Raw genomic sequence first — 14804 nt, 5'->3', positions numbered from 1 at the left:
TTTGCCTGGCCACTTTGATTTATTGCCTGGGAGTAACCTATGGATGAGCAAGATATTCTCCGCGTTATAAACGGCCGTGAGATTGATGCTTCTGACCTCCTGGAAGAAGCTATGCCGAACGCAGCCCGACGCTTTTATCGTTTAACTAACAGCATGAACAAATTGCTTTAGGAGGTCAGGGAGCACTTTCCTGACGCGATGTATTACTCTGCCAGCGGAACGGTAAGCCTGCTGTTGGGGAGCAGCCACGACAACAATGACCATCCGGTTAGAGAAATGGTCGCTGTAAGGTCACCAGATCTAAACATTGAAGGCGGTGATTGGTAGGTCAAGCAGGGGATCTATGTGCACTTCATGTCCTAACTTCATCCAGTGCTGAATTCAGTGCACAGACAGTAGGGGACTTCTCCTTTAATCAGAATGGCAAAGGGTTACGTGAGGATCAGATTCTATTTTTTTGCCTCGAAAACGGATAAACCCAGGTTTTGGCGCTTTAACCGAAAAATCAGCAGAACGGTAAATGATAGGCTGTCATGGATAACCATTTTGAGGCAAAAATGAACGTTTCAACTGACAGCAGCAACATATCGATAGCAGAACTCAAAGAAGAATTTATACCCGGTCTTCTGCTTAATGCTGGGGCAATAAGCCATTACGGCGACTCGGCTTTATCTTCGAAGGCTATGGATAAGTATTCAAATCTTCTGGAGAAAGACGCAGTTACCGCTTTATCAGGAGCCTTGAACCGTATCGTAAGTGCCTTAGCGGAGGCAGATCCACGTTCTATCAGTAGCAATCCATCCTGGTTTTCCCGCTTTACGGGCAAACACCTTGAAAAGCGCGTTCGTTACCAACACGCACGTGAGAAGGTGGAAAATCTTATTAATGAGGGGAACGGATATCTGACACATGTGAATGAGACGCTACTGGCTTTAGAAGAGCTGCTTGAAACATATGTGTCAGAAATCAAACGCCTTAAAATTTTTATCCAGGCAGGCCATGAGTTCCTTAGGGATTCTACCGAAGAAAAAAATAGTGACGATCTAAGCCTTGTCTTCGATAAACCGAGGGAAAGATTTGCCAGACGTTTAGCTAACCTGGCAACACTGCTTGCGTCTCATGAAATGGCCGCCATGCAGATGGAAATCACTCGCGGGACTTGTATAGATATTGCTGACCGCTTTAACGAAACTATAAAAGTCCTGGTTCCAGTATGGCGGCAACACACACTTTCGCTGTTATCAGTAAATAACACTGACCCTACGATTGTTAGAAAAGCTAATCAGGCCCACGAGGCTCTTCTAAAAAGCCTGCGACAAAATTTAGAGGGATTCCAAAAATGATTAATAATTTGACCACCAGAACTGAGGTTGTTGCTTTTACTTTGACTTCCGCTGAACTGGAAAAGTTCGGGCTGAATGAGCAAGATGAACAAGAGATTAAAGCCGTCGCGGAATGCATTAATGCCGATGATCCAGGAACAGTTTATCGTTTTGGCCGGGCAATGGGGGAAAACACTGCTAATTATGCGGATAGCCTGCTTGAGCAAATTCGCAATAAAGATTTAGACGAAGCCGGGAGCAAATTAACTGAAATTATCAACCTTGCAAGAAATGTAAACATCTCGAACTTAACTGAAAGTCGTTCAAATCTGCCAGTTATTGGCCCTTTGTTGGATAAAATCCGCACCCGTGGGAAGAATTTCGCCGCACAGTTTGAATCAACTCGTGAACAAATCGATGCTCTGGTTTCAGAGGTTTCAGTTACACAGAATAGCCTCGGTTCTAATAATATTTCGCTCCAGCAAATGTTTGATGAAGTCGTTAAAGAACACCACTTAACAGGTGTACATATTGCTGCCGGTAAATTAAGGCTGGGAGAATTACAATTAAAAGCAGAAAATCTCAGAGCTAATGTTGGTAACAATCCTGCTAAGTTCCAGGAAGTATCTGATCTGGATACGCTAATTGCTAATTTAGAAAAACGTATTGGCGATTTAGTTGTTTCTCAGCAGTCTGCTATGCAAGTATTGCCAATGGTACGGATTATACAGGCAAATAACCAAAGTCTTATCGACAAGTTTCATAGCGTCAAAGAGGTTACTGTCCCTAATTTCAAGCGTCAGTTTCTGTTAGCCATTTCTCTAAATGGACAGCGTAACGCTGTAAATCTTGCCAATGATATCGATAATGCCAACAATGAGTTACTCCGTAGTAATGCAAAATTACTGCATCGCAATGCAGTAGAAACTATGAAAGCAAACCAACGGCTGGTTATTGATATAAGCACCCTTAAAGAGGTGCAGGATACGCTTATCCAGACGGTTGGCGATGTTGTTAAAATCCAGAGAGAAGGGGCTATTAAGCTCAGGGAAACAGAAAAACAGGTTCTTGCCATGCGTGAGAATTTGCGCACCCGACTGACACAAAAAGGGGTAGATCATGGTGCGTAACCTTAAGAGTAGTGACGATTTTTCCCGTGAACTGTCATTTCTTTTTCACCGGTCTATAAAGATTAGAAATTCAGGTTTCGCGATATTTGGTGCGGGCCTGCTGATAATGATTTTTGGTCTTTGCTTGTGGTTGCTGTCATTACACCTCTCACCTTCAGTTCTGGACTTTGATATTGATGTGCCCTTGTCATTCTTCAATTCATCTGAAGGTGAAGATAAGTTAGTGGTTTCGGATTTTGGCGATGCATTTGGAGGCTTCCTAACTACATATTCTAAGTTGCTATTAGGGATTATGGGGCTATTAGTAGTTTCTTCAACTGCCTTTAAAATTTTAAAGGGGGAGGAAATAGGTGAGATATTCCCGATGCTTCTAATTGCTGGCGCTTTTCTTATCGGCTTGTCAGTTTTTACATCTGCTTTAGGTTCGGAAGAGACTGATGCCACTTCAGCTTCGACTGTAAAGGTTATCAAGAAATATGTAAAACATGAAAAATACGATAAACTTGTCGCATATTTAAATGATAGTAATTGGCCCTCAGGCGAAGAGGTATCTGTAAACTATTTAAAGGCGCAACTACATATAAAACTCGGCAAGCCAGATGTGAAGTTAACACAGAATGTTGTTAGGGCGTATATGTCTGGTGTATTACAGTCAAATATTCCCGTGAAAGTTCGTTATGCATTGGAAAAGACAGCTTTAGATAAATCCGTCTCACCACTTGCGATTCGTTATGAGCAAAAACGTATGTCTAAATCACATACCTTTTCAAAAGCGTCGGTTAATTGTCTTAAAGTAGGTAGTCCCGTCGCATTCGTTGGCGTTTTGTTCGCTCTTCTTGGTATAAAAATCAGGCGGCGAGTCAGATTCTTAGAATCAAATTGAATGAAAGCCCGGTACGCTGGGCTTTTTTATTCAGTAACTTTTATCAAATATGTAGTAATTTACCGGAATCTGCTTCTCCAGCTTGTTAGCTGAAAAGCTTACTCAAGTATAATAATCTACTTCTGATTATGTTTTTTATGGTTTTATTTTTACACAACTTATTAAGGATACATGATGTGTAACTTTACTCCTGTTCAAATTATTGCTGATTATATACTGAGGTTTCTTAAAAATAATACTGATGCCAAGCTTTATGAGGCAATGCAGCGTCTTGAAAAGAAAATTGGTCAGTTTGTCGCTGATGGGGTTGATGAACATCAATTACGCTCTTCATTAAGCAAAGTCTGTCGATCTCGTTCCAGGGCGGCTCTTAAAGAGGAGTGTGAACAACTCATTCCATAAAAAGAACATCATACGGGAAAGTTACTTTAACGGTGAATGGCTCGCTTCTGGCGGTTTAAGTTGACGGCCATTCCTACCATAGCCATCATAAAGTATGATTAGCATTCGAGTGTGGCACTACTAATTTTAATGGGCTACGCATTCAGTCTCCACCTCTCTAACTATAAAGGTTCTTTTCATGTCCAATAGCTTCGATAAGCCGCAAACGCTCCCGGTACATAATTCTGATGCCGAACCCTTTTTTCCGAAAAACCTTGGTCCATTTATCGAGCAGGTATCCGGAAGGGATCTGGCAATGCTCACAGAATCAGAGAAGGAAAAACTTGCGCACCTGATCAGAACTGGGCGTAAATATGGAGTTTCTGTCGCTATCGTTCCTGATACAGATTCTGCTGAGCTTCATGAATTACTGTCTAATGCCGATTCCATTGAAAGGCAGTTTTCCATCTATGAACGCATCCAGACGAAGATTGCGTTCACGCGGTGTCAGGAAGCATAAACAAAGTGAGAAATACAACTACGTGGTATGACGTAGAACATATTGAAATCACCACAGGCGAGCGAGGCGGCAGGATATGGGTGCTGAAGCTCTCCTGTGGCCATACAGTATTTCGCCGAATACCTCCTATACGTCTTCATAACCTCACAGCTTTTTCTCTGCGGGAGCCCCCAGAAAAATGTCGGTGCTCTCTTTGCAATTCAAGTCCATAATAAAGCCTTTTTAAAGGCCACAAACTGCATATCACAGGATAAATCATCCTCTACAGCGTTCATTCTTAAACGCAAAATTTATATTTCATTCATTCTATTTTAAAAGCGTTATAAAAGACGGAATCCTATTTAGTCTGTTTGATGCTTAAATCATCTTCAGTGCCTTTTATCTTTTACCCAGCGACTTTAACATTAACCTGAGCAGAAAACTTGTTTTCAAACTAAGTTCGAAAACTTTCTGCTCAGGTTATTAGCCGGGTAAGCCACTTTGTTATATTTGTTTCATGTTAACAGAGGAGGCGATATGCAAATTGAAAAGGTGATGTCATTACTTGAAGTGCTTTCAAGCTGGCTTGAAGATAACATCAATATGGATTCTGAAATTATCTTTGATAATGACGAAGATAATACCAACTCAGAAATTCTGTATCCTGCTGTAGAAAAGGCTAATGCCGTTTTGCGCAAAATGGCATCTTTATCTTCAGATTCTGTTCATGCAATTCGACAGCGCTTGCAGCTTGCCGTAGAAGGCAAAGCTGAATTGTCCCTCAAGGATGTGGGAGAGCTTCTGCTGGCAACAAAGTATCTGATGTTGTCCACTGAAGAGGGAGAGTAAGCCTGTGACCACTCTCGTATTTGAAATGGCAGATATCAATAAACTGATCGAAGAAATTCGCACCGCAAAAACGTTTTCGGTCACCCCAGATCAGATCTATGACCCGGCATGCTATCCGGGGGGAGCCCTCCTTAACGCTGAGGGACAGACTGAAGAAGAGGCGCGTAAAGCTGGTAGGGTTTTCTTTCCCTCATCCTCAAAAATTGCCAGCACACATCTGGTGCCAAAAGTGCTTCTCGCGCACAGTCATGGTGTATACCTGATCACTAATGCTGAGCTTGAGGGCTCTCCCGCATCCCGCGATACTGTGGCTTACGCCCAGGGGATGAATCCAAAACTGGATGAGGACTGGGATTACGCTTGTGATGCCGCTTTGGGTGGGTCTGATTGTAGCTATACCATTCCCGTTGAGTGGCTGGAGTTAGCGGTAGAGCAGGGTTTTCAGGAGTTTCGACTTCGAATGAGTGAAACCAATATCAAACTTGTCAGCAAATAGTATGTCCTTGCTGTTTCCAGTCAAACATTGTCCGCCAGTCGAGCTGCTGGCGGATTGTTTTATATAAGGCCGGGAAGGTATGTCAGGTTTAAGCAGTTCCGCCCAGAAGCTTACAAGGGCGCAGATTTACGTGTTAAGACGGATGGCATCCGGCACGATCTATGATATCTCTGGCAATTTCAGACGGGCCAGAGAACGGCGTACGTTTATGGGGAATCCTGATGATGTGACGTGCAGGAGCTCTCCGGTCCTGTTCCGGCTGGGCCTCGTGGAGTTATGCCAGCCAGTAAGGCATCTGGAGCCAGGTTTATACTATCGGCTCAAGTTGAGCTCCTCAGGGCATGAAGCTCTTAAGGCGAACGCACACCTCTAACATTTGAGATAGTTCGTTCGCAGCCAGGAAAGTAACTTTCATCTCAAGTGTGACCCTTACTACCTCATTTATGAGTAAAACCCCCCTCTGATATGTCGAAAATGCTCATTTATACGAAAATAGTTTCTCTTCAGGTGTGATGTAATTACTGAGAATTCTCCCTGAATGGAAGGCAACCGATGAAAATGTTTTTTACCCCTTATGTTCGTATCGTTTTCTATTTTTGCGCATTGATTTTTATTGTTTACAGTTTCAGTGATTTTTTCCAGGGCGTCCCTGACAGCACCTTCTTCAGTGCGGTCATCACGCTACTTGTTATCGGAACCATTGTTGCCCGGCATCTGGATCGCAAAAAATCTCTCAAATATACTTCACAGATTTAAGTTTCCACTCAGGCCACTCTCGGGTGGCTTTTATAATTTAATAAGGACCGGTTCATGCATAACCACGAAATTCAGACCATTGCTATATTTAGTGCCCAGTATAAAAACATCGAAGATGCTGAAAATGCAGGTGCTTTATATTCAGTAGATATTGAATATCCGATGACACTAAATGATTTATCGCGGCTTTGCGACTCTATTGCCGAAGCAGTAGGTGTGCCTGGCGGCGTCAAATACCAGTTCGTGTCCCAGCCGGAAGCGCATGAAACCAGCTTCTGATAACCAGTAACCAAACTGCCTAAAAGCAGGTGCAAAGCCATGAAACAAACAAAGTCTTCTATGTCACGTATTGTGCAGCTGTACGACGGGAGCCGATACGGAAACTGCGAGCAGGCTGATAACGAAGGAGAGCTTTTTACGGTGGTGTTGAATAAGCCTTCGCAGATCGATGACATCCGTAAAATCGTAGACACAACCGCCGAAGTACTTGGCAAAGCTTTGCCAGTACTCCTCTTTTAAAGCTTACATCCGTGAAGGATAATTACGGTCTTACTACTTTCAGTTTTTCATTCCAGTGCCGTCCATTTTAATTTATCGATTTTAAGCGGTCGGCGCTATTTCATTGTTTCTTTTCCGACTGTAATTCCTTATATATAGGAATATTTCAAAGAATTTATCTCAGGTTATTTGTGGCGTGGTGCCAGTTGTTATAATGATTCCACATAATCTGGAGAGTCAATCATGATCACATCTCTAATGAATTTCCGCGATTTAACCGGAGAGGCAGTCATCCAGGCGCGGCAATGCGTTATTAATGCTGAGATCGAAGCGGCCCGGGAAAAGGTAATTCATGCTCGTTCGTTATTCAAAGCGGGTATACATAATGTTGTAAACGGTAGTTCTGGCATTAAGGCTGCGGCAGCACATTTTCTGGTGATAAAACGTTTACAGACTGACACTCGGTATCTGGACGCGGTTATCACTGATAACCTTTGCATGTTTTCTCCTGAGGGTTATCTGTATCTGTTTATGCAACAACGTTATTTCCTATAAAACAATGGGTTAGGTAAGTATCTTTCCATTAAAAACATTAAAAAGGTGACTTGATGAAACCATTTGGACTTGCCGGAAAACCCCGGCCCGAACCTTGCGGCTGCTGCTGGTATACCCGTGAGGACTGCCCTTACGTCAGCGCAAAACAGATCTATCGCCGCAGGCAGCGCAAGGCAGAACGCCAGCGTCAGCGCAGCACCATTGTGATGGCCGTTTCTGAATTTCGCTGACCTCTTCTGGAAATATCATTTTTTCTCCAGAAGAATTTTAAAATAAAGGGAAATCTTTTCACGGGTATCTGATGTTTATTGTTTATGGTAAATTGCGCCACATTAATTGTTTGTGGCGCAGTTCGTGATGGCTTAAGGATATAATATGAAAATCAGCCAGCTGGAATCCGGGATGCAGGTTTGGTCTGTAACCCGTACCAAAATGGGAAATACCACCATTTCAACGGTCATTGTCCACCCCGTTGTCATTATTGAAATTCATGATAACCATGTGATTGCTCGCTGGAACGGCAATGCACCACGTCGGTTTGGAGAAACGGCTATCAGGGGCTGGAAGAAGGAGAAGCCACTGCTTGTCCGTGAGCCTTTCGGAAATGTTCGTCTGGCCACCCGGGCTGAAAAAACCGCTATGCAGGAAAAAGAGTAATACCCCCTTTTAGCACCCACAATTTCACCGTCCATCTGCCTTTAACCTTGCCTGTTATTAACGGAATCCTTTCTGACTGGGCGGATCCCACGCATAACCTGAACTGTTGGCTAACCGTCTTACAGCCAAATTCCCTCCTTTATCTGGCAGGAGTGCGTCCGTGAGCTCTGTATGATCTACGTGTTTGTTAAGTAGAGCACATAACAGGAGTGGGGTATGACTGAATTAAATAAAAGCCCGTCCGGTTTTTCCGGAGCTGATGTCAGTAAAGAACAGGCTGCCATAAGGGCACTTGTAGAAAGAGTAGTGACCAACTATCGCAGCCGGACAGCACCTGATCGGGTTCAAAAGGCTTCGGTAGCGTTTAATGGGGGATTAATCCTGACCCTGATGCTGGCCTTGACGCTATTGGGCTACCTTGTGGCGGAATTGCTCAGGGGGTATGTTGCGGATAGTTCACCCTATGTGCCCGGTCTAAGTTATTCGCAATTTTCGATGCTTATGGTCGTTGAGCTGTGTCTATGCTTTCTTGCATGGTTTTTGGTTGTCACAGGGGACTATCCCCGGCCGTGGATATTTCAGGTAGTCCCGATGGAGCAGTACTGGTTCTTTGACGAAGTGGATGACGACGATCTTGCCCGGCTTTCCTGTAACCCTTACATCAAGCGCTGGCTACTTGATGAAATGTCCGGTATTCATCGACTGACCTACACGAGGCTGCATGATCGACTGGAGCGCATCTGTAATATTGCATCCCATCTCGAATACAGCCGTATTCAGGCACATAAGATTTCCCTAATCAACGGAAGCAGTGCCTCCTGATCCTACCATTGCATCCGGAAATTAAACGGGCAGGAACTGCACTGTATGTTCCGACCCAGCAGCTGCCCGTTACCCTTTTCTTTAGTATAAAATGACTTTCGCCGACAACCGGAAGTGAATCATGTCAAATAAATGAAAAATCAGTAATTTATGTAGGCGGGGTGTTTGGCTGATCAGGGCAGGGTGGTATAATAACGCTGGTGCTGGAGGCTTTTGCCCCAGCCAGCGGTAACACTGTTTGACTGTGGTAAAAGCAGAAAGCCCCGAGTAATTTTTCAATTAACCTGTACTGCACCCATTTTGTTGGACGATGAAATGGAATAGTCCCTGATATGTCAAAGCCAAAATACCCCTTCGAAAAGCGCCTTGAAGTCGTGAATCACTACTTCACAACTGATGATGGTTACAGGATCATCTCTGCACGTTTTGGTGTGCCTCGAACCCAGGTCAGGACGTGGGTTGCCCTCTATGAAAAACATGGAGAAAAAGGTTTAATTCCCAAACCTAAAGGCGTTAGTGCTGATCCAGAGTTGCGCATTAAGGTCGTGAAAGCCGTGACCGAGCAGCAGATGTCCCTCAATCAGGCTGCTGCTCACTTTATGCTTGCTGGTAGTGGTTCTGTAGCCAAGTGGCTGAAAGTCTATGAGGAGCACGGAGAAGCTGGTTTACGCGCACTCAAGATCGGCACCAAAAGAAACATTACAATGTCAGTTGATCCAGAAAAAGCGGCGTTAGCATTGGAGCTGTCGAAAGACCGACGTATTGAGGATCTTGAAAGACAAGTTCGATTCCTTGAAATGCGGCTTACGTATCTAAAAAAGCTGAAAGCCTTAGCTCATCCCGCGAAAAAGTGAAAGTACTCAACGAGCTAAGGCAGTTTTACCCTCTTGATGAGCTTCTCAAGGCAGCGGAGATACCGCGCAGTACGTTTTATTACCATCTAAAGGCTCTCAGCAAGCCTGATAAGTATGCGGATGTTAAAAAGCGTATTGGTGAGATTTATCACGAGAATAAAGGTCGTTACGGATACCGTAGGGTAACGTTGTCTCTCCATCGAGACGGGGAACGGATTAACCATAAAGCCGTTCAGCGCCTGATGGGAACCCTCTCGCTTAAGGCAGCGATTAAGGTCAAACGATACAGCTCCTACAGAGGAGAGGTAGGGCAAACCGCCCCCAATGTTCTCCAAAGGGATTTCAAGGCTACACGGCCAAACGAGAAGTGGGTTACCGACGTTACTGAATTTGCAGTCAATGGGCGAAAGCTGTATTTGTCTCCAGTAATAGATCTCTTCAACAACGAAGTTATTTCTTACAGCCTGTCGGAAAGACCTGTGATGAACATGGTCGAGAATATGCTCGATCAGGCATTCAAAAAGCTTAAGCCTCACGAGCATCCTATTCTGCACTCTGACCAGGGATGGCAGTATCGTATGAGAAGGTATCAAAACATCCTTAAAGAACAAGGCATTACACAGAGCATGTCCAGAAAAGGCAATTGTCTGGATAATGCAGTCGTGGAATGTTTCTTTGGAACCTTAAAGTCGGAGTGTTTTTATCTTGACGAGTTCAGTAATATAAGCGAACTGAAGGATGCTGTTACGGAATATATTGACTACTACAACAGCAGAAGAATTAGCCTGAAATTAAAAGGTCTGAGTCCAATTGAATATCGAACCCAGACCTATGTGCCTCGTGTTTAACTGTCCAACTTTTTGGGGTCAGTACAACCCGAGGCCCCTGTATGCTAGTCACATTCAGAGTAGCCTCTTGCCTGCTTAAATGCAAGGAGAAGAAGGCCATTGTTAACACCAAGCTGTAATGTCCCCTTTGAACCATTCTAAAATGTCCCCAGACAATTCTCTGGGGGATTTTTCATGATCAAAGAGACTGTTACGATGAGTCATAAGGAACTCGACCGACTTCACATTATTCAGGAGTCACTTAATCGCCATATTACTCAGGAACAAGCTGCGGCACGCATTGGCATTTCTATTCGGCAGGTTAAACGTCTGGTGCAACGGTATAGAAATGAAGGGCCTTCTGGTCTAGTTTCCCGCCGACGTGGAAAGCGTCCCAATAATTCCTTTTCTACCGAATTCAGAGCAACAGTAATTTCACTCCTCAAAGGCCGCTACGCTGATTTTGGACCTACGCTTGCGTGCGAAAAATTGCGCGAGATACACGGCTTGTGTTTATCCATTGAAACTCTCAGGAAGTGGATGGTAGAGGAGGGCATATGGCGCGAACGTCGTCGTAAGTTTGCCCGAATTTATCAGCGCCGGATGCGGCGCCCATCCTACGGTGAACTCATCCAGATTGATGGCTCGCCTCATGACTGGTTTGAAGGTCGGGGCCCCAAATGCACACTGATAGTCTTTATCGATGATGCTACCAGCGCTCTGATGGCGCTACGATTCGCTCCTGCAGAAACAACCCGGGCTTACATGGAAACCCTCCGGGGTTACCTTAATGATCATGGCGTACCACTGGCTCTCTATTCTGACAGACACAGTATATTCAGAGTAAATAACCCGGAGCGGGAAGGAGAGTTGACTCAGTTCACACGTGCGATAAAGACACTGGGCATCGAGCCAATCCATGCCAACAGCCCGCAGGCAAAAGGGCGGGTAGAGCGTGCCAATCAGACACTGCAGGACAGGCTGGTCAAAGAAATGCGGCTTCAGGGTATCAGTGATATTGAAACAGCAAACGCATGGTTGCCGACCTTTATTGAAGCCTATAACAACCGGTTTGCTACGCCGCCTCGTATTGCTGATAACGCCCATCTTGATGTACACCATTCTGAAGAGGAACTGGGTTATATCTTCAGCCTCCAGGCGAAGCGCGTTCTCTCCAAAAATCTCACTTTCCAGTACAAAAGCAGTGCGTTTCAGATTCGCAGTGAAGGCCGGGGATATCGACTTCGGCATTCGGTTGTCACGGTATGCGAAAGCTTTAACGGTGAAATTAAGGTTCTGTATGATGGGAAAGCGTTGGGATGGGAAAAATATGTTGATGGCCCGGAGCCTATACCACTGGATGATGAAAAAAGTGTCCATGAACGTGTGGATAATGCCCGTTTTGATTTACGCTCAAAATTCTACGTAAAACCTAAAGCTGACCATCCTTGGCTCACGCGCCGCACGCAAAGTAATCAGCAAGTGAAGCCCCCTAAATTACCCAGAAAGAAGGCTGATCCCGATAAAATGGACTGAAACCAGGCGTTATTCAGTTGAGTGCATATCCAGTCATAGGATAGATTCTTACGTAGCGTTTCTGGCGTGCATTTTCGGGTGGTTTGTTACTGTTTTTAACGGGGACACGTCAGAAACGCGCTCAGGCCGTCTGAGCGGTACGCGTAATGCGGCGTTATGGTAAATAGCCTATGCTAATGTCCGCTAAGAGCGAGATATAGTCATTCGTACCCTGAGAATTACACTTTGAAGTGATTCAGGGTATGCGCTTACTGGTTACGAATATTGAGCGAGAATCATGTGATGATCGCCGCTTTTCTTTCGAGCCAGTAGGTGCTCCACGTTCGCTAACGAATACTCAGGGCATGCAGATAAACTGCTGGCTATATTTCTTTCGAAGAGCGTGGAATGCATACCAATCCCCGATAAAAAGGAGTTGGTGATGACTGTGACTAATCAATTTGCTGCGCACGTTGGTCTGGACTGGGCTGATAAAAAACACGATGTCTGTGTTCAGTTTAAAAACGGTGAACGCGTATTCGATGTGATTGAACATACAGCAGAAGCGCTTGATGCCTGGCTTACTGAGTTACACCAGAAAGTAAAAGGTAGAATCGCAATAGCTCTCGAACTGAAGAAGGGCCCCGTGGTATATGCTCTTCAAAAATACCCCTTTATCACCGTTTTCCCCGTCCACGCATTGTCCCTGGCTCGTTATCGGCAAGCCTTCTCGCCCAGCGGCGCTAAAGATGATCCGCAGGATGCCGAGCTGGCATTAGAGTTAATGCTGCGTTACCCCCAGAAGATAAAAGCTATTGAACCCGACAATGCGGATATTCGCTTACTTCAGCAACTGGTTGAGCAACGTCGTCAGTTGGTTGAAGATAAACGACGCTTTGTGAACCGGATAATCAACACGCTTAAACAGTATTATCCTCAGCCACTGGAGTGGTTCTCACATCGGGGTAGCTTACTGTTGTGTGAGCTGATTATCCGGTGGCCCAGTCTGCAACAACTGAAACGAGCCAGACGCGACACGATCCGCAACTTTCTGAATGCCAAAGGTGGTCGCGCTATGGCCCTTACCGAGCAACGTGTTGCGAGTATTGATAATGCGATCCCATTGACTACAGACCCGAGTGTTATAGAGGCTAATGCTTTGATGGCAGCAGCACTGGCGACACAAATTAAAGTCGTGAGTGAAATCATCAAAACCTATGACGAACGAATCGAAACGCTGTTTGACACATTGCCAGATGCGGGGCTGTTCAAATCACTTCCGGGCATGGGACCGTGCATGGGCCCACGGATGCTTGCTGCACTTGGTGATAATCGTGACCGGTTTAACAGCGCTGAAGAAATTCAAAACTACGCAGGTATAGCACCGGTGACCGAACGAAGCGGCCAAAAATCATGGGTTCACTGGCGATGGCAATGTGCCAAGTTCGTCAGGCAGACCTTTGTTGAATGGGCTGCCAAGACGGTTAATTCATCATACTGGGCCAAACTGTATTATCAGGGCCTTAGAGAAAAGGGCAAATCTCATCAGTCTGCGATCCGGGCACTGGCGTTCAAATGGATAAGGATCATTTACCGCTGCTGGAAGGCCAGAACCTGTTATGACGAAGCGAAATATTTGCTGGCTCTCGAAGCGAGACACTCGCCCTTACTGAAGCCATAAAAAGCTTGTCGAATGTCTCAGGGCGTGAAGCGGACATTGCAGACTGCCCAGTAGAAAAAGTGCTATCAGAATTATCTAAAGGAAGATCGTATTTACCATGTCTCATTCTAACTGTTTAATAAATTACAAAAATTAAAATTTCCATTTAATATCATCGCGTTAAGCAAGAGAATTAAACCTCTCATTTAATTTATGATTCTTATTTAATTCATGAGTTGGTGTAAAAATAGGTTGCCGCACTATAGAAAGACACATATTTAAACCCAGCAGGAAATCATATTTGAAAGTAATGTGTTTAAGGGGCTGCGTAACAAGAACAGCAAGTAAACACATAGTAATAACAGTTACCATTCCCATTTCGCAAGTGGCCATATCAGAGGTGAACTAATGCCTGCTGCAATTTTAAGAATTAAGGTTATCCTAATAATTCTTTTGTATGATTAAGATCATCGATAAATTTACTAAGGACTCATTAATGAAATTGCGACTCTGGAATCTATTACCCCATGATTACGCTCCTTTTTTTCGTATTCTTCACATCATTGTGGCATTTCTAATATTATCACAAATTATTAACTCTAATCTGACAGAGACCGAAGCAATTGGTGAACATAGTCTTGAAGGAGTTATAACCTGGATGCACATTATTTCAGGGTTAGGACTGATTATTTGTGGTTTTATTATGTTAAGTTGGATGCTTACTCAAAGAGGTTTTACTTATTATTTTTCATGGGTAGGGCTTGACTTTAGTGGTATTAAGCAAGATATAAAAACGTTGACTAGTTTCCGACTGCCCGATGCACATTCGGGAGGTATTGCCAGTACAATCCAAGGATTTGGAGTTCTAGCATTGCTAATTGTAGCACTTTCAGGTGGCCTATGGTTCTTGTTGAATACCATGCAGTCAAATCTGGCTGAAACAGTAATCCACTGGCATAAGTTCTTTACTACTTTCATTGAGGTCTATTTTTATGCACATGGTGCAATGGGAGTTTTGCATATTTTAATTGAAAAATATAAAAGCCGCTCAGTTAACCTAAGTGACTAATCTGTTGTGAGATAATATTACTTCAAGTTGA

At 44.3% G+C, this 14804-nt stretch carries 18 protein-coding genes; all 18 read left to right on the top strand.

Going from position 1 to position 14804, the window contains the following annotated elements:
• Nucleotides 1–533 precede the first annotated feature (533 nt).
• The 18 genes from DBR02_RS25010 to DBR02_RS24920 all read left to right on the top strand — a co-directional run bounded on the left by DBR02_RS25010 (nt 534) and on the right by DBR02_RS24920 (nt 14773).
• Nucleotides 534–1343 carry a toxic anion resistance protein gene (locus DBR02_RS25010; protein WP_000368643.1) on the top strand — a complete coding sequence of 270 codons (810 nt, stop codon included), beginning with the start codon at nt 534–536 and terminating at the stop codon, nt 1341–1343.
• Nucleotides 1340–2452, top strand: coding sequence for a toxic anion resistance protein (locus DBR02_RS25005; protein ID WP_032666269.1), 1113 nt, complete (start codon nt 1340–1342; stop codon nt 2450–2452). Before DBR02_RS25010 ends, DBR02_RS25005 begins: the two co-directional genes overlap by 4 nt.
• Entirely contained in the window at nt 2442–3335 is an 894-nt protein-coding gene (locus tag DBR02_RS25000; protein ID WP_000252081.1) for a hypothetical protein, read from the top strand. The genes DBR02_RS25005 and DBR02_RS25000 overlap by 11 nt, the downstream gene beginning before the upstream one ends.
• 174 nt (nt 3336–3509) lie before the next feature.
• Nucleotides 3510–3737 carry a hypothetical protein gene (locus DBR02_RS24995; RefSeq protein WP_000336109.1) on the top strand — a complete coding sequence of 76 codons (228 nt, stop codon included), beginning with the start codon at nt 3510–3512 and terminating at the stop codon, nt 3735–3737.
• A gap of 178 nt (nt 3738–3915) precedes the next feature.
• Nucleotides 3916–4236 carry a hypothetical protein gene (locus DBR02_RS24990; protein WP_000071366.1) on the top strand — a complete coding sequence of 107 codons (321 nt, stop codon included), beginning with the start codon at nt 3916–3918 and terminating at the stop codon, nt 4234–4236.
• A 516-nt stretch (nt 4237–4752) separates the two neighbouring features.
• Nucleotides 4753–5064 carry a DUF957 domain-containing protein gene (locus tag DBR02_RS24980; protein WP_001165367.1) on the top strand — a complete coding sequence of 104 codons (312 nt, stop codon included), beginning with the start codon at nt 4753–4755 and terminating at the stop codon, nt 5062–5064.
• A 4-nt stretch (nt 5065–5068) separates the two neighbouring features.
• A complete protein-coding gene (locus DBR02_RS24975; RefSeq protein WP_001371932.1) occupies nt 5069–5560 on the top strand; it encodes a DUF3085 domain-containing protein in 492 nt (163 codons plus the stop codon).
• Nucleotides 5561–6112: 552 nt separating this feature from the next.
• Nucleotides 6113–6316, top strand: coding sequence for a hypothetical protein (locus DBR02_RS24965; protein ID WP_000781547.1), 204 nt, complete (start codon nt 6113–6115; stop codon nt 6314–6316).
• Nucleotides 6317–6370: 54 nt separating this feature from the next.
• Nucleotides 6371–6595 (top strand): hypothetical protein, encoded by a 225-nt coding sequence (locus tag DBR02_RS24960; protein ID WP_000551490.1) that lies wholly within the window; start codon nt 6371–6373, stop codon nt 6593–6595.
• Between the two features lie 39 nt (nt 6596–6634).
• Nucleotides 6635–6835: a hypothetical protein gene (locus DBR02_RS24955; protein WP_000814953.1), complete on the top strand. Its 201-nt coding sequence runs from the start codon at nt 6635–6637 to the stop codon at nt 6833–6835.
• Between the two features lie 222 nt (nt 6836–7057).
• Nucleotides 7058–7369, top strand: coding sequence for a hypothetical protein (locus tag DBR02_RS24950; protein ID WP_000633161.1), 312 nt, complete (start codon nt 7058–7060; stop codon nt 7367–7369).
• 53 nt (nt 7370–7422) lie between these two features.
• A complete protein-coding gene (locus DBR02_RS26835) occupies nt 7423–7599 on the top strand; it encodes a hypothetical protein (RefSeq protein WP_000802040.1) in 177 nt (58 codons plus the stop codon).
• Between the two features lie 145 nt (nt 7600–7744).
• Nucleotides 7745–8026 carry a hypothetical protein gene (locus DBR02_RS24945; protein WP_000703842.1) on the top strand — a complete coding sequence of 94 codons (282 nt, stop codon included), beginning with the start codon at nt 7745–7747 and terminating at the stop codon, nt 8024–8026.
• A 216-nt stretch (nt 8027–8242) separates the two neighbouring features.
• A complete protein-coding gene (locus tag DBR02_RS24940) occupies nt 8243–8848 on the top strand; it encodes a hypothetical protein (RefSeq protein ID WP_000137794.1) in 606 nt (201 codons plus the stop codon).
• A 332-nt stretch (nt 8849–9180) separates the two neighbouring features.
• Nucleotides 9181–10550 (top strand): IS3-like element ISKpn8 family transposase gene (locus DBR02_RS24935; protein WP_085949440.1). Its coding sequence is split into 2 segments (ribosomal slippage): nt 9181–9661 and nt 9661–10550, totalling 1371 coding nucleotides; the frame shifts between segments, so codons are not numbered across the junction.
• 174 nt (nt 10551–10724) lie between these two features.
• Nucleotides 10725–12065, top strand: a complete 1341-nt coding sequence (locus DBR02_RS24930) for an ISNCY family transposase (protein WP_000589001.1) — start codon at nt 10725–10727, stop codon at nt 12063–12065.
• Between the two features lie 421 nt (nt 12066–12486).
• Complete coding sequence (locus tag DBR02_RS24925; protein ID WP_000219087.1) at nt 12487–13725, top strand: IS110-like element ISEsa2 family transposase; 1239 nt, start codon at nt 12487–12489, stop codon at nt 13723–13725.
• A gap of 475 nt (nt 13726–14200) precedes the next feature.
• A complete protein-coding gene (locus tag DBR02_RS24920; RefSeq protein ID WP_001515348.1) occupies nt 14201–14773 on the top strand; it encodes a cytochrome b/b6 domain-containing protein in 573 nt (190 codons plus the stop codon).
• Nucleotides 14774–14804 lie beyond the last annotated feature (31 nt).

The organism is Enterobacter cloacae complex sp. (assembly GCF_900322725.1).
Taxonomy (GTDB): Bacteria; Pseudomonadota; Gammaproteobacteria; order Enterobacterales; family Enterobacteriaceae; genus Enterobacter; species Enterobacter quasihormaechei.
The sequence above is the reverse complement of the archived record's forward strand: the minus strand, read 5'-3'. Positions and strand labels throughout refer to the sequence as shown.

What these genes read in the sequence shown, in the direction of transcription:
- DBR02_RS25010 (WP_000368643.1), top strand. Translation starts at nt 534, where the DNA reads ATGGATAACCATTTTGAGGCAAAAATGAACGTTTCAACTGACAGCAGC.
- DBR02_RS25005 (WP_032666269.1), top strand. Translation starts at nt 1,340, where the DNA reads ATGATTAATAATTTGACCACCAGAACTGAGGTTGTTGCTTTTACTTTG.
- DBR02_RS25000 (WP_000252081.1), top strand. Translation starts at nt 2,442, where the DNA reads ATGGTGCGTAACCTTAAGAGTAGTGACGATTTTTCCCGTGAACTGTCA.
- DBR02_RS24995 (WP_000336109.1), top strand. Translation starts at nt 3,510, where the DNA reads ATGTGTAACTTTACTCCTGTTCAAATTATTGCTGATTATATACTGAGG.
- DBR02_RS24990 (WP_000071366.1), top strand. Translation starts at nt 3,916, where the DNA reads ATGTCCAATAGCTTCGATAAGCCGCAAACGCTCCCGGTACATAATTCT.
- DBR02_RS24980 (WP_001165367.1), top strand. Translation starts at nt 4,753, where the DNA reads ATGCAAATTGAAAAGGTGATGTCATTACTTGAAGTGCTTTCAAGCTGG.
- DBR02_RS24965 (WP_000781547.1), top strand. Translation starts at nt 6,113, where the DNA reads ATGAAAATGTTTTTTACCCCTTATGTTCGTATCGTTTTCTATTTTTGC.
- DBR02_RS24960 (WP_000551490.1), top strand. Translation starts at nt 6,371, where the DNA reads ATGCATAACCACGAAATTCAGACCATTGCTATATTTAGTGCCCAGTAT.
- DBR02_RS24955 (WP_000814953.1), top strand. Translation starts at nt 6,635, where the DNA reads ATGAAACAAACAAAGTCTTCTATGTCACGTATTGTGCAGCTGTACGAC.
- DBR02_RS24950 (WP_000633161.1), top strand. Translation starts at nt 7,058, where the DNA reads ATGATCACATCTCTAATGAATTTCCGCGATTTAACCGGAGAGGCAGTC.
- DBR02_RS26835 (WP_000802040.1), top strand. Translation starts at nt 7,423, where the DNA reads ATGAAACCATTTGGACTTGCCGGAAAACCCCGGCCCGAACCTTGCGGC.
- DBR02_RS24945 (WP_000703842.1), top strand. Translation starts at nt 7,745, where the DNA reads ATGAAAATCAGCCAGCTGGAATCCGGGATGCAGGTTTGGTCTGTAACC.
- DBR02_RS24940 (WP_000137794.1), top strand. Translation starts at nt 8,243, where the DNA reads ATGACTGAATTAAATAAAAGCCCGTCCGGTTTTTCCGGAGCTGATGTC.
- DBR02_RS24930 (WP_000589001.1), top strand. Translation starts at nt 10,725, where the DNA reads ATGATCAAAGAGACTGTTACGATGAGTCATAAGGAACTCGACCGACTT.
- DBR02_RS24925 (WP_000219087.1), top strand. Translation starts at nt 12,487, where the DNA reads ATGACTGTGACTAATCAATTTGCTGCGCACGTTGGTCTGGACTGGGCT.
- DBR02_RS24920 (WP_001515348.1), top strand. Translation starts at nt 14,201, where the DNA reads ATGAAATTGCGACTCTGGAATCTATTACCCCATGATTACGCTCCTTTT.